This is a genomic window from Streptomyces sp. NPDC003691 (genome assembly GCF_053981115.1).
Genome location: NZ_JBSFNQ010000087.1, coordinates 1 through 18,202 on the forward strand (window position 1 = coordinate 1; position 18,202 = coordinate 18,202).

At 72.6% G+C, this 18,202-nt stretch carries 20 protein-coding genes and 1 pseudogene; 12 read left to right on the top strand and 9 right to left on the bottom strand.

Annotation, left to right across the window (positions count from 1 at the left end; all coding sequences use genetic code 11):
• Positions 1 to 75, top strand: a pseudogene (locus ACWDR0_RS28715) (aminotransferase class I/II-fold pyridoxal phosphate-dependent enzyme); the annotation flags it as partial.
• 2 nt (positions 76 to 77) lie between these two features.
• Here the strand turns inward: ACWDR0_RS28715 and ACWDR0_RS28720 are convergent.
• Positions 78 to 1,595, bottom strand: coding sequence for an alpha/beta fold hydrolase (locus tag ACWDR0_RS28720; protein ID WP_456354700.1), 1,518 nt, complete (start codon positions 1,593 to 1,595; stop codon positions 78 to 80).
• A gap of 229 nt (positions 1,596 to 1,824) precedes the next feature.
• Between ACWDR0_RS28720 and ACWDR0_RS28725 the strand changes: the two genes are divergently transcribed.
• The 4 genes from ACWDR0_RS28725 (at position 1,825) to ACWDR0_RS28740 (ending at position 6,198) form a co-directional block, all read left to right on the top strand.
• Positions 1,825 to 2,505 (top strand): DJ-1/PfpI family protein, encoded by a 681-nt coding sequence (locus ACWDR0_RS28725; protein WP_456354701.1) that lies wholly within the window; start codon positions 1,825 to 1,827, stop codon positions 2,503 to 2,505.
• A 244-nt stretch (positions 2,506 to 2,749) separates the two neighbouring features.
• A complete protein-coding gene (locus ACWDR0_RS28730; protein WP_456354702.1) occupies positions 2,750 to 3,235 on the top strand; it encodes a hypothetical protein in 486 nt (161 codons plus the stop codon).
• 49 nt (positions 3,236 to 3,284) lie between these two features.
• A complete protein-coding gene (locus ACWDR0_RS28735) occupies positions 3,285 to 4,364 on the top strand; it encodes a GlxA family transcriptional regulator (RefSeq protein ID WP_456354703.1) in 1,080 nt (359 codons plus the stop codon).
• Positions 4,365 to 4,770: 406 nt separating this feature from the next.
• Entirely contained in the window at positions 4,771 to 6,198 is a 1,428-nt protein-coding gene (locus ACWDR0_RS28740; RefSeq protein WP_456354704.1) for a YVTN family beta-propeller repeat protein, read from the top strand.
• Positions 6,199 to 6,232: 34 nt separating this feature from the next.
• On the opposite strand, the gene ACWDR0_RS28745 is transcribed toward ACWDR0_RS28740, so the two are convergent.
• The 4 genes from ACWDR0_RS28745 to ACWDR0_RS28760 form a co-directional block, all read right to left on the bottom strand.
• On the bottom strand, positions 6,233 to 6,736 hold the full coding sequence (locus tag ACWDR0_RS28745) for a VapC toxin family PIN domain ribonuclease (protein WP_456354705.1): 504 nt from the start codon (positions 6,734 to 6,736) through the stop codon (positions 6,233 to 6,235).
• Positions 6,733 to 6,918 carry a hypothetical protein gene (locus ACWDR0_RS28750; protein WP_456354706.1) on the bottom strand — a complete coding sequence of 62 codons (186 nt, stop codon included), beginning with the start codon at positions 6,916 to 6,918 and terminating at the stop codon, positions 6,733 to 6,735. Before ACWDR0_RS28750 ends, ACWDR0_RS28745 begins: the two co-directional genes overlap by 4 nt.
• Before the next feature lie 159 nt (positions 6,919 to 7,077).
• Positions 7,078 to 7,731 carry a TetR/AcrR family transcriptional regulator gene (locus ACWDR0_RS28755; RefSeq protein ID WP_456354707.1) on the bottom strand — a complete coding sequence of 218 codons (654 nt, stop codon included), beginning with the start codon at positions 7,729 to 7,731 and terminating at the stop codon, positions 7,078 to 7,080.
• Between the two features lie 60 nt (positions 7,732 to 7,791).
• Positions 7,792 to 9,222, bottom strand: a complete 1,431-nt coding sequence (locus ACWDR0_RS28760; RefSeq protein WP_456354708.1) for a M14 family zinc carboxypeptidase — start codon at positions 9,220 to 9,222, stop codon at positions 7,792 to 7,794.
• Positions 9,223 to 9,803: 581 nt separating this feature from the next.
• Between ACWDR0_RS28760 and ACWDR0_RS28765 the strand changes: the two genes are divergently transcribed.
• Positions 9,804 to 10,736, top strand: a complete 933-nt coding sequence (locus ACWDR0_RS28765) for a S1 family peptidase (protein ID WP_456354709.1) — start codon at positions 9,804 to 9,806, stop codon at positions 10,734 to 10,736.
• A 347-nt stretch (positions 10,737 to 11,083) separates the two neighbouring features.
• Positions 11,084 to 12,427, top strand: coding sequence for a glutaminase (locus ACWDR0_RS28770; protein WP_456354710.1), 1,344 nt, complete (start codon positions 11,084 to 11,086; stop codon positions 12,425 to 12,427).
• Positions 12,428 to 12,462: 35 nt separating this feature from the next.
• Here the strand turns inward: ACWDR0_RS28770 and rpsN are convergent, their stop codons facing one another.
• Both rpsN and rpmB read right to left on the bottom strand, forming a co-directional pair.
• Complete coding sequence (rpsN, locus tag ACWDR0_RS28775) at positions 12,463 to 12,768, bottom strand: 30S ribosomal protein S14 (protein ID WP_456354711.1); 306 nt, start codon at positions 12,766 to 12,768, stop codon at positions 12,463 to 12,465.
• The gene (gene rpmB, locus ACWDR0_RS28780; RefSeq protein ID WP_456354712.1) at positions 12,768 to 13,004 is read right to left on the bottom strand and encodes a 50S ribosomal protein L28; all 237 of its coding nucleotides are present in this window, start codon (positions 13,002 to 13,004) and stop codon (positions 12,768 to 12,770) included. The genes rpsN and rpmB overlap by 1 nt, the downstream gene beginning before the upstream one ends.
• A 62-nt stretch (positions 13,005 to 13,066) precedes the next feature.
• Here rpmB and rpmG point away from each other — a divergent pair, with 62 nt between their 5' ends.
• From rpmG to rpmF, 5 genes are all read left to right on the top strand, one after another.
• Positions 13,067 to 13,231 carry a 50S ribosomal protein L33 gene (rpmG, locus tag ACWDR0_RS28785; RefSeq protein WP_269726976.1) on the top strand — a complete coding sequence of 55 codons (165 nt, stop codon included), beginning with the start codon at positions 13,067 to 13,069 and terminating at the stop codon, positions 13,229 to 13,231.
• A 31-nt stretch (positions 13,232 to 13,262) separates the two neighbouring features.
• Positions 13,263 to 13,511, top strand: coding sequence for a type B 50S ribosomal protein L31 (locus tag ACWDR0_RS28790; RefSeq protein ID WP_456354713.1), 249 nt, complete (start codon positions 13,263 to 13,265; stop codon positions 13,509 to 13,511).
• Positions 13,508 to 14,647 (top strand): CobW family GTP-binding protein, encoded by a 1,140-nt coding sequence (locus ACWDR0_RS28795; protein ID WP_456354714.1) that lies wholly within the window; start codon positions 13,508 to 13,510, stop codon positions 14,645 to 14,647. Before ACWDR0_RS28790 ends, ACWDR0_RS28795 begins: the two co-directional genes overlap by 4 nt.
• A 29-nt stretch (positions 14,648 to 14,676) precedes the next feature.
• Positions 14,677 to 14,919: a 30S ribosomal protein S18 gene (gene rpsR, locus ACWDR0_RS28800; RefSeq protein WP_456354715.1), complete on the top strand. Its 243-nt coding sequence runs from the start codon at positions 14,677 to 14,679 to the stop codon at positions 14,917 to 14,919.
• Positions 14,920 to 15,016: 97 nt separating this feature from the next.
• Positions 15,017 to 15,187: a 50S ribosomal protein L32 gene (rpmF, locus tag ACWDR0_RS28805; protein WP_456354716.1), complete on the top strand. Its 171-nt coding sequence runs from the start codon at positions 15,017 to 15,019 to the stop codon at positions 15,185 to 15,187.
• 59 nt (positions 15,188 to 15,246) lie between these two features.
• On the opposite strand, the gene ACWDR0_RS28810 is transcribed toward rpmF, so the two are convergent.
• Together ACWDR0_RS28810 and ACWDR0_RS28815 are read right to left on the bottom strand one after the other, a co-directional pair.
• A complete protein-coding gene (locus tag ACWDR0_RS28810) occupies positions 15,247 to 16,053 on the bottom strand; it encodes an MBL fold metallo-hydrolase (protein WP_456354717.1) in 807 nt (268 codons plus the stop codon).
• Between the two features lie 171 nt (positions 16,054 to 16,224).
• Positions 16,225 to 18,168 (bottom strand): BTAD domain-containing putative transcriptional regulator, encoded by a 1,944-nt coding sequence (locus ACWDR0_RS28815; RefSeq protein ID WP_456354718.1) that lies wholly within the window; start codon positions 18,166 to 18,168, stop codon positions 16,225 to 16,227.
• Positions 18,169 to 18,202: the final 34 nt, after the last annotated feature.

Consider the following 18,202-nt stretch of genomic DNA (forward strand, 5'->3'; position numbering starts at 1 on the left):
GTGAACGGGGTGGCGAAGACGTACGCCATGACCGGCTGGCGGGTGGGGTGGATCGTCGGCCCCAAGGACGTGATGGTTCAGGAGGCGCAGACGGTGTTCCGCGCGGGCAGGGTGCCCTTCAGCAGATAGTCGTTGACGGTCCGGTTGACGCAATCGTTGGGGTAGTAGAGGTGGAGCGCGTGGGCCCGGGCGGGCACCGTCACCAGCTTCGAGCCGCGCATCGCCCGGTGGAGCTGGAGCCCCGACTCGTAGGTGGTGCGGGTGTCCCCGGTCGCCTGGATCTGGAGGGCCGGCACCTTGTTGTCGATTTTCGTCGGCCGCTCGCGCGGCTGCTCCTTCCAGAAGGCGCAGGGCAGCGGCGCGTTCATCATGGGGCCGAAGACGGGCTGGGACTTCCGGGACCGCTCGACGGCCTTCCAGTAGTACCCGGGGTCGCGCGGCACGACCGCGTCGGCGCAGATGACCGCGAGCTGGGCGGCGTAGTCGGCCGCCCGTCCCGACCCCCGGGCGTCGAAGATCATGTCCAGGAAGAGCTTCAGGGTGTCGGGGACGGTGACCGGCTTTCCGGCGGCGGCGTCCAGCAGGACGCGCAGCGTACGGGCGGCCTCGGCGTCGGCGATGTCGTCGGTGAGGACGCCGAAGAGGACGAACGGCAGTTCGTGCCGGGTGACTCGGTGTCCGTCGATCCGGATGGGCCGGTCGCCGGCGCGCCGGATCAGCTCCTCGACGGTGGCGCGCACCGCGGCGGCCGTGGTGCCGAGCCGGTACTCCCGGTGGCGGGGCGCCGCCCAGCGGGCGAAGTCGTCGAGCGCCTTCTCGTTGGCGGGCCCCATCTTCCGGACCATCTCGATGCTGTGGTAGTCGGCGGGTCCGGCCGCGCTGTCCAGGACCAGGCGGTCGATGTTCCGGGGGAACATCTGGGCGTAGACCGCGCCCAGGACCGTTCCGTAGGACTGGCCGAACCAGGAGGTCTTCCGCTCGCCCAGCGCACTGCGGACGATGTCCACGTCGCGGGCGATATTGCGGGTCGAGAGATGGGGCAGCACGCCGGGGTACTTCTCCGCGCACGTGCGGGCGTCCTCGCGGGCGAGCCGTACGGACTCGTCGAATCCGGCCCGGCCGGGCCCGGGCGCGTACAGCCAGGTCCCGCGGTTCAGCCCGCAGTCCACGGGGGTGCTCTCGCCGAGCCCCCGGGTGTCCATTCCGATCACGTCGTACGCCGCGGCCACCTCGGGCGTCATCTTCGCCCTGATCTGTGCGGGCAGGGACAGCCCCCGCCCGCCGGGCCCGCCGGGGTTGCTCTGGATGATGCCGCGCCGCTTCGCCGGATCCGACGCCTCGATGCGCGAGATCGCGACCTCGATGGTGCGGCCCTCCGGCTCGGCGTAGTCGAGCGGAACGGTGATGCGGGCGCACTCGGTGCCGCTCGCGGCGAGCGAGGTGTCGGCGCACTCCGTCCACTTGACGGCCTGATTCCGGAACCGGTCGAGAGGGTCCTCTCCGGAGGAGGGGGAGGCGACCGCGGTGTGCCCCGCGGTCGTCATGACCGTGGCGAGGGTGAGGGCCAGAGCGGTTGCTGACGTGAGCTTCTTCATGGTCCCCACGCTAGGAGCGCGGGGCGCCGCCGGCCACGGGGCGCGTACCACTCTTCCCCCGGTACCTGGCTACACCACGGGGTCCGCGGAGCGCCCCGCCGGGCACCGGCCCCTGCTGGCCGGATCCCACGGGAGAGGGGCACTTTTGCCACTGCCCGGGCCCGGCGGACCGCCGTAGCTTTGCGGCATCAGGCTTCCCGGTACCCACAAGGACAAGGAGCGGTGCGGCATGCTGGCGCAGGTTGTTCTCTTCGACGGATTCGACCCCCTGGACGCCCTGGGGCCCTATGAGGTGCTCTTCGCGGGCGGGTTGCTGACCAACGGCGACCTCACGGTGGAGACCGTCACGGCGGAGGGCCCCCGGGACGTTCCCAGCGGTACGCCTCCGCTGACGGTGCGCGCGTCCGGGCTGCTCTCGCCGGAGCGGGCGGATCTGATCGTGGTGCCGGGCGCGGCGGGGCGGATCGACGCCCCCGACGATGCGGACATCGCGCAGCGGGCGGACAGCATCGCCCGCCATGTGGAGCGCGCCCTCGGCACCGGACTGCCCGCGCTGCTGAAGGAGGCCGTCGAACGGCCGGACACCACGGTGGCGACGGTCTGCGCCGGATCGCTGATGCTCGCCGTGTCCGGGCTGATCCGGGGACGCCACGCGACACTTCACCACACCTGGAACCGGGACGATCTGAAGCTGCTGGAAGCCGAGGGGGTCCGGGCGGTGGACGCACGGGTGGTCGACGACGGGGACCTGGTCACCGCTTCGGGCCTGGTCTCCGGCATCGACCTGGGCATCCATCTGCTGGAGCGGAGCTACGGGCCACGGGTGGCGCGGTCCGCGGAGAAGCTGCTGGGGCACGACCGCCAGGGCCTGGTCTGGCGGGCGGAGGGCATGGTGCCCGCCGTCATCTGACCGTGGCGGCGCCATCCGGCCGTACCGGCGGGACGGCGGTGCCATCCGGCCGTACCGCCGCCGTCCCGCGTACCGGACGGCCCGGCGCACCAGGGGTCACCGGGCGGGCTCCGCCGCCCGCCCGCGAACCCACCGACCGCACGCGAATGCACCCGCCCGCCGGAGCCGCGGTACGGCTCCGGCCGGCGGCATCCCGATGGACCGGGCCGCGCACGGCGCCGCCCCGCCGACCGGAGTACCTCCTGTGACCAAGTTCTTCCTCTCCCTCCATGTCCTGGCCGCCATCCTGGCGGTCGGCCCGGTGACCATTGCGGCGAGCATGTTCCCGAAGGTGCTGCGCGAGGCGCGGGCCGCCCCCGGCACACCGGCTCCCCTGGCGACGCTGCGGACCCTGCACCGGATCTGCCGGGTGTACGCGGCCGTGGGTATCGCGGTGCCGGTCTTCGGATTCGCCACCGGGCAGAGCCTCGGCGTGCTGGGCAGCGCCTGGCTGATCATCTCCATGGTGCTCACCGCCTGCGCGGCGGCCGTCCTCGTCGTCCTCCTCCTCCCGCAGCAGGAGGACGCGCTGGAAGCGGTCGGCGCCGCGACGCCGGGCACCGAGGGCACCGCCGCGGGCGACCCCCGCGCCGGTGCCCGGCTGGCGATGCTCACGGGTGTCTTCAATCTGCTCTGGGCCACCGTCACCGTGCTGATGATCGTCAGGCCCGGATCGACCACAGGGGGCTGAAGGCACCCCTCCCGGTGGCCGTAACAGTCCTGTCCGCTAGGTTCCGGCCATGACTGTTGTGGCGATCCTGGCACTCGACGGCGTCGTTCCGTTCGAGCTGTCCGTACCCGGGCAGATCTTCGGCACCGCCAACGAGGCGGCGGGCCGGGAGCATTACGAGATACGGGTCTGCGCGCCCGGCCGGAGAGCGGCCGGGGCCGCGGTGTTCGGCGGGCTCCGGATGAGCACGCCGTGGGGGCTGGACGGTCTCGGCGATGCCGACACCGTGATGATCCCGGGCCATGCCGACTTTCTGAAGCCGCCCTCCCCCGCCGTACTCGGAGCGCTCCGCGACGCGGCCGGGCGCGGGGCCCGGCTCGCATCCGTCTGTGTCGGCGCCTTCACCCTGGCCGCCACCGGTCTGCTCGACGGACACCGCGCCACCACCCACTGGCAGCACGCCGCCGAACTCGCCCGCCGTCACCCCGCCGTCGACGTCGACCGCGGCAGCCTCTACATCGACAACGGCTCGCTGATCACCTCGGCGGGTGTCGCCGCCGCTCTCGACCTCTGTCTCCACCTGGTCCGCCGCGACCTGGGCGCCGCGCTGGCCGCCACCACCGCCCGCCATACCGTTATGCCCCTCCAGCGCGACGGAGGCCAGAGCCAGTACATCGAGCACCCCGCTCCCGGCGGCCGGGACACGACCCTGCAGCCCACCCTGCACTGGCTGGAGTCCCGGCTCCACCACGATCTCACCCTGGAGGACATCGCGCGCCATGCCGCGATGAGCGTTCGCAGCCTGAACCGCCACTTCCGCGCCCAGACCGGAACCACTCCGCTGCAGTGGCTGCTGACGGCCCGCGTGCAACGCGCCCGGGAACTCCTGGAGACCACCGCGATTCCCGTGGAACGCATCGCGGACGAGACCGGCTTCGGCTCCCCGTCGACCTTCCGCCAGCACTTCACCCGCCGGACCGGGGTCTCCCCCCGGAGCTACCGCGCCGCGTTCGGCGCCGCCGCACCGGCGTCCGGCGTCTCCCGCCGGGCGGTGACGCCGCCGAAGGCCGCGGGCCTTCCCCCGGCCGGGCGGCCGGTGCCGGGCCCACGGCGGGCATCCCGCACCCCCGGCGCGGCAGCGGCCCGCTGAGGTACGGCCCGGCCGCGGGCGGCCCGGGACCACGGCAGCCGCCCCGAACACGGCCACCGGCCACCGGCCACCGGCCACCGGCCACCGGGTGGACCACGGCACGACGGCCGGTTTCGGTTCCGGTTCCGGTTCCGGTACTGATGTTGGCGAATCCGCCCCGGCGCGCGGCACGCCGGTGCCATGCTGAACGCGCTGATGCGGGCTCTGCGCCGCATCGGCCGTCGGGCATGTCCGGACCGTCGCGGGCCGCCCCGGGGCGCTGATCGGGCCGGGGCCGTACGGCCCGGATCCCGGTCACCGGCGCCCGCGGCGCGGCCCGTGGCGGCCGACCCGCCCCGCCACGGTTTCCGGGGGCCGGCCGGTCCCCGCCGTCGCGGGCGGATCAGAGAAGGGGAACACCGCCATCATGCATTCACGCTCCGCCTTACGACCGGTGCCGCGTGCCGTGATACGCCGGCCGCTGACGGCGCTGCTGGCCACCGGCGCACTGCTCTGCTCGGGATTCGTGGCCGCGGCCGCCCCGTCCGCCGCCGCTCCGTCCGCCGCCCCGGCGCTCGCGGCCGCCCCGGTGGCGTACATCGCCAACAGCGAGTCGGACAATGTGTCGGTCGTGGACACCTCCACCGACACGGTGACCGCGACCGTCGCCGTGGGCGACAGGCCCTCGGGAGTGGCGGTGACCCCGGACGGCGGGCGGGCCTACGTCACCAACCGCGGCGCCGGTACGGTGTCGGTGATCGACACCTCGACCAACACGGTCACGGCCACCGTCCCCGTCGGCGACGGCCCGTTCGGCGTGACCGTGACCCCCGACGGCGGCAGTGTCTACGTCGCCAACTTCCTGTCGGCATCGGTGTCGGTGATCGACACCTCCACGAACGCCGTCACCACCACCGTTCCCGTCGGCGCGCTGCCGAACAGCGCGGCGGCGGCCCCGGGCGGGGGCCGTGTCTATGTCAGCAGCGGCGCCGGGGTCTCGGTCATCGACACGTCCACCAACGCCGTCACCGCCACCGTCGCCGTGTCCAGACCCAACGGCCTCGCGGTGAGCCCCGACGGCGCCAGGCTCTACGCCAGTTCGCAGAACGCGGGCGTGGTCACCGTGATCGATACCTCGGCCAACACGGTGACCACCACCGTCCCGGTCGGGAACACGCCCTTCGGCGCCGCGGTGTCCCCCGACGGATCCCGGGTCTACGCGACCAATATCGGCGGCAACAGCACCTCCGTGATCGACACTTCGACGAACACCGTCACCGCGACCGTCGGGGTCGGCTCCACCCCGATCGGCGCCGCGGTGACCCCCGACGGCGCCGAACTGTACGTCGCCAACAGCCAGAGCGGCACCGCGTCGGTCATCGACACGGCCACCAACACGGTGACGGCCACCGTCACCGTCGGGAGCGGCCCCTACGCCGTCGCGTTCACCCCGGCCGCCGCGGCCGCCGCGGACATCGACGTCGATGTCACCGCCCGGCCGAGCCTGGGCATCCTGGTCCCCTATCTCACCTACACACTGACCGTCCGTGACCTGGGACCGGACGCGGTGACCACGGCCACCGTCACCGCGGCCCTGCCGCCCGGTGCCACCGCGACCCATCTCTCACCCGGATGCACCACCACGACCGGCAGCGTCACCTGCGCCTACGGTGCCGTCCCGCCGGGAGCCGGTACGAGCAAGACCTTCCGCGTACCGCTGCATCTGCTGTCCCTCGGCTCGGTGAAGGTCACCGGCACCAGGACGGCGTCCGCGCCCACCGACTCCAACCCGGCGAACGACAGCGCCTCGGCGACCTGCACCGTCGTGTCCATCCTGCTGGCCACCTGCAACTGACCGGGCCCGGCCCCGGGGCGGTAACGCTCCGGGGTCAGTCGTCCAGCAGGCTGCGCCAGAAGCCCCGCCGCCGGCCGGTGTGCGGGGCGGGCGCGGGGCGCGGCGGGCGTTCGGCCGCCACCCGGACCTGGGAGAGGTCCGGGCACACCCGGCCGATGGCCTCGAAACGTTCGTCGGTGTGCACCAGGGTCAGACCGTGGTCCCGTGCGGTGAGCGCGGTCACGACGTCCATCAGGGAGGGCGGCTGTCCGACGCCGAGTGCGCGCAGCCGCTTCAGTACGTCGACGGCTTCGGGCTGCTTGTCGAAGTGCTTCATGGGGACCGAGCCGAAGGCCCGGTCGAGCGCCAGATGGAAGGGCTCGGGCCGCACGCCGGGGCGCAGCCCGTGGCGGAGTTCGGCGTGGGCCACGGGGCAGATGGTCACGAGTCCCGCGGCGACCCGCTCGGGCCAGGGCTCGCCGACCGTACCGAAGAACAGCCGCCAGACCAGCGAGGTATGGGCCAGATAGCGCGGGGCGGGCCGCTCGGCGGGGGTCACCGGCGCAGGTCCTCACGGTCGGCGAGGGCCCCGGAGTCCAGATAGTGACCCGCGTGCTCCCGGAGCCAGTTCAGCGCGTCCGCACGCTCGGCGGGGTCGGCGGACGGCAGGACGAGTTCCTTGCCCCCGCCTCTGGCCCGCTCGCCCGGGGAATCGTCACGCTGCCTCTGGATTCCGAACATGCCGGTCAACCACTCCCGTCGTAGCCCCTGCCGCGGTCTGCCGTCCCGGGCCCGCGGGCGGCCGTGGTCCCGGCCGACCCGGCGGACGGCACGGGCGGTACGGCCGGTCCTCGCCAGTAGATCATGAACGGGGCCGGACCGGGCGGGCGGGTCCGGCCGCTATCCCGCGGCTCGCGGCCCGCTCCCGGGTTCGCGCGTGGCGGCCCCGTCGTCGACGAGATGGACCAGGTTCGTACAAGCGCGGACCAGGGACTCCTCTTCCACCCGGTTGCCCGGGATACCGCGCAGCAGAAAACCGCTACCGAGGGCCAGCAAGGCGGTGGCGATCAGAGCGGCCTCGTCCCCGCCGACCCGGCGCGGTGCCGGGCCGTCCGCGACGGGGCGGCCGGTCAGGAGGGAGACCAGGGCGTCCCGTTGCAGGTGCTGCAACCGCAGGGACTCCCGGCGGAAGAACTCGTCGTCGAGGCAGAGCAGCACCAGCAGGACCTCCAGCCGGACTTCCTCGGCGAAGCCGTCGCCGGCTCCGGCGGCGACCCGGCGGGCGTACGTGCCGAGGAGCACGGGAAGGGAGGCATCGTTCTCCCCGAGCCGTTCGATGTCCGCGACCTGCTCGTGAACGCCTTCCTCGATGACCGCGAGGATCAGATCGCGCTTGCTGCCGAAGATGGAGTAGACGGCACCGGTGGTCAGGCCCGCGGCCGCGGCGATGGTGTCGACGGGGACGTTCGTGCCCTGCGTCGCGAGAAGGTGCCGGGCCGACGCCAGCAGCCCGCGACGGTTGTGCTCCCGCTGTTCGGCGCGAGTGCGGCGCATGAGGTTCCCCGCTGTCCGGACGTCGTACGGGGTGACCACCGGTTGGCACCCGCGCCGAGGCTACAGGCACCGGGCGGCGGTGAACGCCACGTCGATCTGTAGCGCCGTGAGGTCGCGCAGGGGGATGGCGGGGCCGGGGAAGTCCCGCTCCATCTGTGCGCACCGGCTGACGAACCATGTCCTCAGCCGCTTCGGCGTGCTCCGGGCACCGCCCCCGGGGCCCGCCACGAGCTGGAGCAGCATGCCGCCGGCCCGCAGGGGAAACGTGTAGGCCGTCCAGCGGAGGTCGGCCTGCTCCGCCACCGTCGCCTCCCGGTCGGCGGCCGGTTCCGCGGCCGCCCTGCGGTAGGCCCGGGCGACCCGCTCGGCGAACAGCAGGTTCTCGGCGACCGCGGCGGCGTAGGGATCATCCGCCGGGAAACGGTCGCTCGTCCGCCGGACAGCCTCCGCCAGGATCTCCGCATCGTGTTCGAGCCGGTCCGCCGCCCGGCCGAGCAGCCGGGCGTAGCGGTGGCCGCTGCCGCTGGTCTGTCCGAACCGGGGCGAGTACCACATGGGCGTCTCCGGCAGGACGCCCAGCGATCCGTGCCGTGCGGCGGCGTACTGGAAGCTGGACGCGCCGGGCACCAGCTGGTCGCCGGGGGCGGGGGTCCCGGGCACGCCCAGCAGGAAGGACCCCCTGCCGAGAGGAGTCGCCTCACCGTCGGCCGGGGCGCAGTGGAACGGAAAGCCGCGCTTCTCGATGGCCCGTTCGATCCCCGACACCAGTTCCGGCACATGCCGGTTCATCATGAAGTGAAAACCCGTGAAGTCGGAGCTGTGCAGGGTGTAGACGAGCTTCGGCTTCAGTTCGTCGATCACCGCCATCAGGTGTCGTGTCTCCGGGAGCGGGCCGTCGAATCCCCCTTCGACGGGAAACGTCCACTCCACCTGGTTCCGGAAGGCGGGGCGGTAGAACTTGCCGTAGTAGTTCCGGATGGTGTGCGGGCCGCCGTACCAGCCCTCTCCCCGTCGCATGGCGTCGGGGTCCATACAGGGAACGATGTGCCAGGTCGTGTCGAGCCCTTCGGCGAGTTCGGGACGGTGGGCCGCCAGGCGCGCAAGGTGGAGCGCGGTGAGGAATCCGGTGGGTTCGTTCGGATGGGGGCCGCCGAGTACCAGGGCGTTGTTCCGCCCCGTGCCGACGGAGATCATCAGAAGCTCCCGCCCTTCCCGTGACGTCCCCACGGTGCGCAGTTCGGTCCGCCGCGGATGGTCGCGCTCCACGGCCCGGATCCCGCGGTGCAGTTCACTCAGCGTCGGATAGCGGTGAATGTCCGGGATCAGGGCTTCCCGGTCCGGCCCGGCGGGGCGGGGACCTGGCGCCAGTCCTGTGACGGACGCGCCGGCCGCGGCCGCGCCCAGTGTTCCGGCGGCGCGGAGGAACGTGCGTCGGTGCGACTTCCGTCCGGGGCGGCCTGCGGCCCCGTCGGTGCCCGGCTTCTTGACCATGACCCACTCCCGTCGGAGACAGATTTGATAACGTCATTATTCAAATAATGACGTTATCGATGTCAAGAGGGAAGTCACTGGCCGCAGGGCTTCGGGAACGGCCCGCTCCCCTTCCCGGGACAGCTGGTACACCGCCGTCTGCCGCACGGCGCCCTGCCCGACTGGTACGGCCTGATCGCCCGCGCCGGATGGGGCGACCGTCCGGCGAGCGCGGAGGAGATCGGGGGCGGGCACCGGTACCGGCTCCGTCCCACGGCTCGGCGACCGCGCCTGGGAGGAGCCGTTCGTGGCGCCCCCGCCGCCCGGGACTTCGTCCGCTGCCGCCTGGACGCCCGGTCAGCCTGACCGGAAGCGACCTATGGACACGGGTCCCGTGATGGGACGGTGGGTCCGGTACGGGAATGCGGCTCCGCGTTCCCGCACCGGCGCGCCCCGAGGTCCGGTCCGGGTGATTTTCGCGGGCCCGACAAGATCGCCCGAACCGGGCCCGGCCGCGCCGTGCCCTTCGGCACGTGCCGCTCTCCACGTTCCATCGCTCCCTCCTTCCTGATGCTCCTCGTCACCACGGCTGGAGAAACCCCATGGCACCTGAGCGCACACATTCCCGCAGCGGAAAACCCGGGCGGTGGCGGCTGTTCGCCGCCGTGACGGGGCTGCTGGCCGGCACCGTCCTCACCGGCCCGGCGGCCGTGGCCCGCGACGCCGCCCCGGCCTCTTTCAGCACGGCACAGCTGGCCGCGGCGGACCGGGCCCTGGACGGCTCCGGGATCACCGGCATCGCCTGGGCGGTCGACCGCAAGGCCGGCGTCGTACGGGTGCTGGCGGACGACACCGTGACCGCGGCCCGGCTGGCGCAGCTCCGGCGGGTGACCGGACCTCACTCGGATGCCCTGCGGGTGGAACGCACTCCGGGCCGGCTGGACGCACGCGGCCCGTTCGGCGGGGACGGGTACCAGACCCTCGCCGGGCCGTGCACCTTCGGGTTCAACGTCCGTATCGGCAGCGGCTGGTACGTGATCATTGCCGGGCACTGCATCGACATCGGCCACTACATCTACGACCGGCGCGGCCCGTGGCCGCCGCCCGATCCGCCATGGGGTCAGGCCGTCCGCAAGGACTATCCCGGAAACGACTTCGGGATGGTCCGCTATCTCCAGCCGCCGCAGGACGCCCTGGGCAGTGTCAACCTCTACAACGGCACCGTCCAGGACATCACCACCGCGGCCAATCCGACGGTGGGCCAGCCGGTCTGCTTCAGCGGCAGCACCAGCGGCCGCCGCTGCGGCCAGGTCACCGGTCTGAACTGGACGGTGGCCCACGGCAGTGGTTCCATCTACGGTCTGGCCAGGACCAATATCTGCTCGGCCGCCGGTGACAGCGGCGGACCGCTGTACGCCGGGTCCACCGGTCTGGGCATCGCCTCGGCCGGCAGCGGCACCTGCGCCACGGGCGGTACGACCTTCTTCCAGCCGCTACCGGAAGTACTCGCCGTCTACGGCGCGGCGGTCTACTGACGGTGAAGGGGCGCCGGGTGGCACCGCCGGAATCAAGGGCGGGGCCACCCGGACCGGCTCCGGCCCCGACCTGTCCAGCCTCGGGTAGCAGAACTGCGGGCCCGCCCTCCGGCACGGAGGGGCATCCGGACCGGCGGCCCGCCGGGGGCACCGAGCGCCCCGGCACTACCGGGTCCCCGGTTCATACCCGGCTACCGCGGCGCCGGGGGTCGACCGGCCTCCCCGCGGCGGCCCCGGTCACGGCGGAACACCGTGTGCGCGCCGGTGACGTACCGGGGGCGGTTCAGGTCGCCGAGACAGCGGCCAAGGCGGACGATGGGGGCGGGCCGAGGCTTGGAGGAGGACTCATGCGGTCGGTCATTCCCGACTATCTGGCAGAGGCCCTCGGAGATGTCGAGTCGGACAGGTCCGGAGAGCCGGCAGACTACATCCCCGAGCTTGCGGCCGCGGATCCGGAGCGCCTCGGTGCGGTCTTCGCGACCGTTGACGGCGAGGTCTACGGTGCCGGTGACATCGATACCGAGTTCACGATCCAATCGATCTCCAAGCCGTTCGCGTACGCGCTGGCACTGGCCGATCGCGGCTTCGATCCGGTGCTCGCCAGAGTCGGTGTCGAGCCGTCGGGAGAGGCGTTCAACCGGATCTCCCTCGAAAGGGATACCGGGCGCCCTTTCAATCCCATGATCAACGCCGGTGCGATCACCGTCCACTCGCTGGCCGGTGAGGAAGGCATGAATCCTGCGGAACGCGTGGAGCGCGTGGTCCGCGGGCTCTCGGCGTTCGCCGGGCGTGGGCTGAGCGTTGACGAGGCGGTGTGTGTGTCGGAGATGGAGCACGCGTACCGCAATCTCGCCATCGCGTACATGCTCCGCGGCTACGACATTCTCACCGAGGACCCCAGAGCCGTCGTCGAGGGCTACACCCGCCAGTGCTCCGTGCTTGTCACCGCGCGGGACCTGGCGATGATGGCCGCGACCCTGGCCAATCGCGGCGTGAATCCCCTCTCGGGCGAGCGAGTGGTTCGCGAACCGGTAGTGCGGCAGGTGCTGAGCGTCATGTCCACCTGCGGAATGTACGACGCGGCCGGCGACTGGGCGACCCAGGTCGGCATTCCGGCGAAGAGTGGCGTGGCCGGGGGCTTGATCGGCGCGCTCCCCGGCCAGATCGGCATCGCCACGTTCTCACCACGGCTGGACGCCCACGGGAACAGCGTCCGCGGAGTGTCACTTTTCGGTAGGTTCTCCTCCGATATGGGGCTGCATGTGATGGAGGTCCCGGCCGCCGCACGTGCCATCGTGCGGTCCAGCGATGTCGTCGGCAGCGGCCCGAATGCGGTCCGGGTCCTCCAACTGCAAGGCGGGATCGGTTTTGCCGGAGCCGAGAGGGTCGTCCGGGAAGTCGTGAACACCGCCCCCGGGGAAGCCCGGGTGGCCCTGGACCTCACGATGGTCTATTCGATCGATGACGTGGCACGGCGCATGTTGCTGGAGGTCGTGCGTCGGCTCACGCTGGATGGTCACGAGGTCTACCTCGTGGACCCGGAATCGATCCTGCCCGATCCCGATCCCGGCGACGGTGGCCGGGTCACCGTCGTGGGCGATGTGGAACAAGCCGTCATGGGGCCGCACAGGGCGGCCCGTTCCCCTCTTCCCGGAGGGGGCTCGCCGCCCCGCCGCAGCGCAGGGCGGTGAGCGGGCCGCCGGGGCGGGCTCCTCCGGCTGCCCTGCTACCAGGAGGATTTGGTGACGCCGGGAAGGAATCCGGCGTGTGCCTGCTCGCGCATCCGGACCCGGGAGAGTCCGAACTTCCGGAGGTGTCCGCGGGGTCGGCCGTCGACGCCGTCGCGGTTGCGCACCCGGGTGGCGCTCGCGTCGCGGGGCTGCCCGCGAAGTTCCGTCAGGGCTTCGGCGCGCCGCTCCTCCGTCGAGGACGGTCTGCGGATGATCTCCTTCAGCTCGGCCCGCCGGGCCGCGTACCGCGCGACCACCGCCTTGCGCTTCTCGTTCTGGGCGATCTTGCTCTTCTTCGCCATCAGACCTTCACCCCCCGGGCCCGGATCCGGGCCACCGCGGCCTCGATACCGATCACGTCGACCGTCTTGATCGCCTTCACGCTCAGCGTGAGGCGAACATAACGACCCTCACCGGGCAGCCAGTAGCGCTTGCGCTGGATGTTGGGGTCGAAGCGACGCGAACTTCGCCGGTGGGAGTGGGAAATCGTGTTGCCGAAGCCCGGCTCGGCGCCGGTCAGCTGACAGTGGGCGGACACGTGGTCACCTGCTCTCTCCACGGAGTTATTGGAAATGATTTCCATTACCGTATAGTACCCGCATGGCCCGCAACGAAGTACGTCCGATCATCAAGCTCCGCTCCACCGCCGGAACCGGCTACACCTACGTCACCCGCAAGAACCGGCGGAACGACCCGGACCGCATGGTGCTGCGGAAGTACGACCCGGTGGCCCGCCGCCACGTCGACTTCCGCGAAGAGCGCTGACCTCACCCCCTCCCACCCGAAGGAGCCCGCCGTGAAGCCCGGCATCCACCCCGCCTACGGCCCCGTCGTCTTCCGCGACAAGGCCGCCGGTCACGCCTTCCTCACCCGCTCGACCATGACGAGCGACAAGACCATCGACTGGGAGGACGGCAACACCTACCCGGTGGTCGACGTGGAGATCTCCGACGTCAGCCACCCCTTCTACACGGGCACCGCCCGTGTGCTGGACACCGCCGGCCGCGTCGAGCGCTTCGAACGCCGCTACGGAGGCCGCAAGTGACCCTCCCCGTCGTCATCGTCGGCGGGCTCCACTCCGACGCCCGCCGCGAGGTGGTGGAACGGCTGCTTCGCGCCGTGCCCGGCAGCACGGCCCTCCACCACGACCTGTCCACGGCGCCCGAGGGCACCGTCCGGCGCGTCGTGCGCGACGCGACCGGCGAGCTGTCACGCGGTGAGACGCCCCTGGTCAACGGCTGTGCCTGCTGCGCGCTGCGCGAGGACCTGGTACCCGAGCTGGAACGGCTGGCCGACGGCGGCCGGACCCGGCTGGCCGTCGTCGAACTGTGGGACTCCGTCGAGCCCAGGGCGATGGCCGAGGTCATCGCCGCACACGGGGCCGGCGTATTCGACCTCACCGGCGTCATCACGGCGGTGGACCCCGCCCTCGTGCTGCCCTGTCTCGCCAACGGCGACGACCTGGCGGAGGCCGGCCTCGCCACAGGCTCCGCCGATCAACGCACGGTCGGCGACACCTGGGCCCGTCAGCTCGAATACGCCCCCGTCCTCGCCCTGGTGGACAGCCGGGAAGCCGACGACGAGGACCGCGCGCTGCTCGCCCAGCTCCACCCGACCGCTCGACGGGTGGACGCCGGATCCGGCGAACTCGCCGCCCTCGCCTTCGCCGGCTTCGACGTGGAGGCAGCGGCCGCCGCCCAGCACCCGGCCTGCGCGCTCCTGCCCCAGGACGCGGACGAGGCCGGAGTCACCACCTTCGGCTGGCACCGCCACCGCCCCTTCCACCCCGGACGTCTGTACGAGGCGCTGGAGGACCTGTGCTGCGCGGCGGCCCGGAGCCGGGGCCGGTTCTGGCTCGCCGACCGCCCCGACACCCTGCTCTCCTGGGATGCCGCCGGCGGCGCCCTGTGCGTGGAGCACGCCGGGCCGTGGCTGGCCTCCCTGCCCGACGCCGCCTGGGAGATGATCCCGCCGATGCGGAGGGCGGCGGCCTCGCTCGACTGGCACCCGGAGCACGGTGACCGCTGCCAGCACCTCGTCTTCACCTCCCCGGGCCTCGACCGCCGGGGCCTGGAACAGCTCCTGGAGTCCTGCCTGCTGACCGACGCCGAGTACGCGGCGGGCCCCGCGGCCTGGAAGGCCCTCCCCACCGCTTTCGACTCCCTCCTCCCCACCCCCTGATACACGGACACCACCGAGGACACCGACAGATGGCACGCCCGCAGAACCCCCACAAGCCGCCGAGGTCCCGCCCCAACCCCCTGGACGCGGCCGGGATCACCCACATCGACTACAAGGACACCGACCTGCTGAGGAAGTTCATCTCCGACCGCGGGAAGATCCGCAGCCGCCGCGTCACCCGGATCAGCGCCCAGCAGCAGCGCCAGATCGCCGCCGCCGTCAAGAACGCCCGCGAAATGGCCCTCCTCCCCTACCGCAGCAGGGCCCGGTAGGGGGCATCACGCGACCGAGCCCGCAGAGCCCCCGTGCCGCTCCCCGCCGACGGCCGGCACGGGCTCCCGCCCCACCAACAGCACACAGGAGAACACCATGGCCGTACCCAAGCGGAAGACGTCCCGCAGCAACACCCGGCACCGCCGCGCCCGGTGGAAGGCCGCCACCCCGCAGCTCGTCCCGATCACGGTCGACGGAGTCTCCCGTCTGGTTCCGCAACGACTGGTCACGGCGTACGAGCGCGGACTGCTGCGCCTCCAGGACTGATCACCGTGTCGAGGGCGGCTGCCTGCCCCCGGTACGGCTCCGGCAGCCGCCGAAGAGGATCACCCGGTCCCCCGGGCGAGGCTTCGGACCTGCCCTTCGTGAATGCCGCTCGCCCACTCCCAGCCGGGCTTGGGCGATACGACCCGCGGGTCGCCGGATACCCGGGCGTCACGCAGGTCCGCCACGTACGCCCGGTCCCGTTCGATCCTTGCGTGTATCTCCTCGCCCCTGGCGACGGCTCCGTGTCCGGGGATGAGGACATCGACGTCGTCCACCACGGCCTCGAGCACTCCCAGCCCGGCGAGATAGTCCTCAATCGGGTTGCCGGTGTGGTCGAGCATGGGAACGAAGACATCGGAGAGCATGTCGCCGGCGATCAGAACTCGGCGTTCCTCGATCAACAGCGCCGCATGGCCCGGAGCGTGCGCCGAATGCTCCATGATCCGCACCGTGGGGCCGTCCCAGGGAAGCCGCGCGGTTCCAGCGGGCAGACCGGTGATGAGGCCGTACGAGGCCAGCGGCGTGTCGTCGGCGATTTCCGGCGGCAGCCCCTCCACTACGTCGGCCTTCCAGTCCTCGTTCGACAACACGTCCTGCATGAAGGCGGCGCAGCGGGCCGTGCCGTAACGAGGCGCTTCGCCGAGTTCGGCATGCCAGAGCACGTGATCCCAATCAGGATGCGTGGAGAAGCCTGCCGCCACGGGCCGGCCCAGCTCACGAAGGTCGTTCGCCAGGCAGGTCATTTCGGCGCCGGTGATCCCGGCGTCCACGAGCAGCACGCCGTCCCTGCCGCACACGACGACGGTGTTGTTCTCGAGCAGCTCACTCCGGTGGATCAGTACACCCTCGGCGACCTGCTCCAGCATGGGGCCCTCCCGTTCGAAGACTGCGGCCGCGTCCCGACCGACACCGGGTCGTCGGTCCGGCTCAAGAGAGAAGTCCCCGCCCGGTTTGCAGCGTCACCCTGCCAGAGGGTCCGACGCACATCAACACAACCGGCGTCGAGGTCAACGGCCCGCCCACTCCCGAGGCCGGGCTCACCGGGGCCCGCATGCCTGCGCCTCCGCCAGGTACCGCGCCACCGGTCCCATGGTCAGCATTCCGCTCGCGGCGCCGGCGTGTTCCGCACGGGCGCCGCGCAGGACGTCCGCGGCGCGGGCGGCGGCTTCGCGGTCGCCGAGGCGGGCGGCCGCGCGGGCGGTCAGGCACCACAGGGCCTCCTGGAGATGGTCGTGCGGCGGTTCGGGGGCGTCGGCGAGGGCGGTACGGGCCTCGTCGGCGCGGTCCTGGGCGAGCAGTACGAGGGGCCGTACCCAGGGCAGGTACGGACCCCAGTCGAGACGCGGGTCGGTGGGCGCGGGCCGGTCGTGCAGCAGGCGCAGTCCCAGCAGGGCGAGCGGGAACAGACCGCGGTGCAGTCCGGGCATTCCGGCCGTGCGGAGGGCGTCCTCGGCCGCGCGGTAGTGCGCTGCCGCCGTGGCGGCGGCGGGTCCGCCGGGTTCGGTGCTGCGGGCGGCCGCGGCCCGGGCCCTGAACCACCCGGTGAGGACGGGGACGAGGGGTGCCTCGTTGGCGGCGGCCAGCCGGTCGGCCGCGTCGGCGTGCGAGGTCGCGGCGTCCAGGTCACCGAGGGCCGAAGCGGACTGCAGACGGATGAGCCGGCCGAGTACGGCGAAGTCCGGCAGCTCGTGCCGGGTTGCCAGGCCGAGGATCGCGGCGCCGGTCCCGTCCCGTACCGCCGCGAGCCCGGGGCGGGTGAAGGACTGCAGGAACACCCCGTTGAGGGCGAAGGCCAACAGGGCGGGGTCGGCCAGGTGCCGTGCCAGGGCCTCGGCCTGCCGGGCCGCCTCGTGCGCGCGTCTCAGCCCGCTCGCGGACAGATCGGCGCTGCGGCTCTCGACGGCGATGGTAGCCAGGAGGCGGGCGCGCAGATCGTCGGGGCCGTCGGGGCCGAGCGCGGTGAGGGTGCGCTCGGCGGCCGCGACGACGGCACGGGACTGCCCGGGATCGTCGGCCCGGCTCCAGAGGGCGGGTACGTCGTAGGCGCCGATGACGCGGGCGGTCAGGGAGGGGTCTCCGGTGCGTTCCGCCGCCCGGACGGCGGCGAGGCGGTCGCGCCGTGAGTGGACGAGGGCGTCACCGCCCGCCAGCGCGAGTGTGCGGGCCAGCGTCACGGTGGTGCGCGGGCCGAGCCGGACACTCGTACCGGCCCACCCGGCCGATACGCCTTCGGGGGGCGCAGATCCGCTGAGGATGTCCCGCTCCAGGCGCTGAAGGCCGGAACCGGGGTCCAGCCCGAGCTGATCGACGAGCATCGTGCGGGCGCGGCGGAGGGTGGCCAGCGCGTCGGCCCGGCGGCCCGCCCGGTGCAGCGCGCGGGCCAGCAGTCCCCAGGCCGGCTCGCGCCATGGATGCTCGGCCACATGAGCGCCCAGTTCGGCGACGAGACCGGCCCCTTCCCCGGAGTCGAGGAGCATACGGGCATGCAGTTCCACGCCCTCCAGCCGCAGTTCCTCCAGCCGGATCCGCTCGCGCAGCGCCCAGGGGGAGTCGGGCACATCGGCGTAGGCGGGCCCGCGCCAGGCCGCGAGTGCCGTACCGAGACCGGTCACCGCACCGGGTGCGCCGGGGTCGCGGCGGGCCCGGGCCAGGGTGTCCTGGAACCGGTGGACGTCCACGTCCTCGCGCGGCAGGCGCAGGACGTAGCCGGGGCCTTCGGTGACGATGACGTGCGGCGGGCTGCGGGGCGGCCGGTCGGGTTCGAGGGCGCGGCGCAGGGCGGCGACGAACGTGCGCAGGGCGCCCACGGCGCGGGCCGGCGGATCGGTCCACAGGTCGTCGACCAGGGTGTCGGTGGTGACCATCCGTCCCTCGGCGGCGACGAGCCGGGCGAGTACCTCGCGATGGCGGGGTCCGCCCAGATCAATCGGGCTGTTGTCGTCGCGGAGGGCCCGCACGGCGCCGAGCACGTCGATTCGCATGTCCCCATCCTCGGTGCCGGGGGGCGGCCGGGCC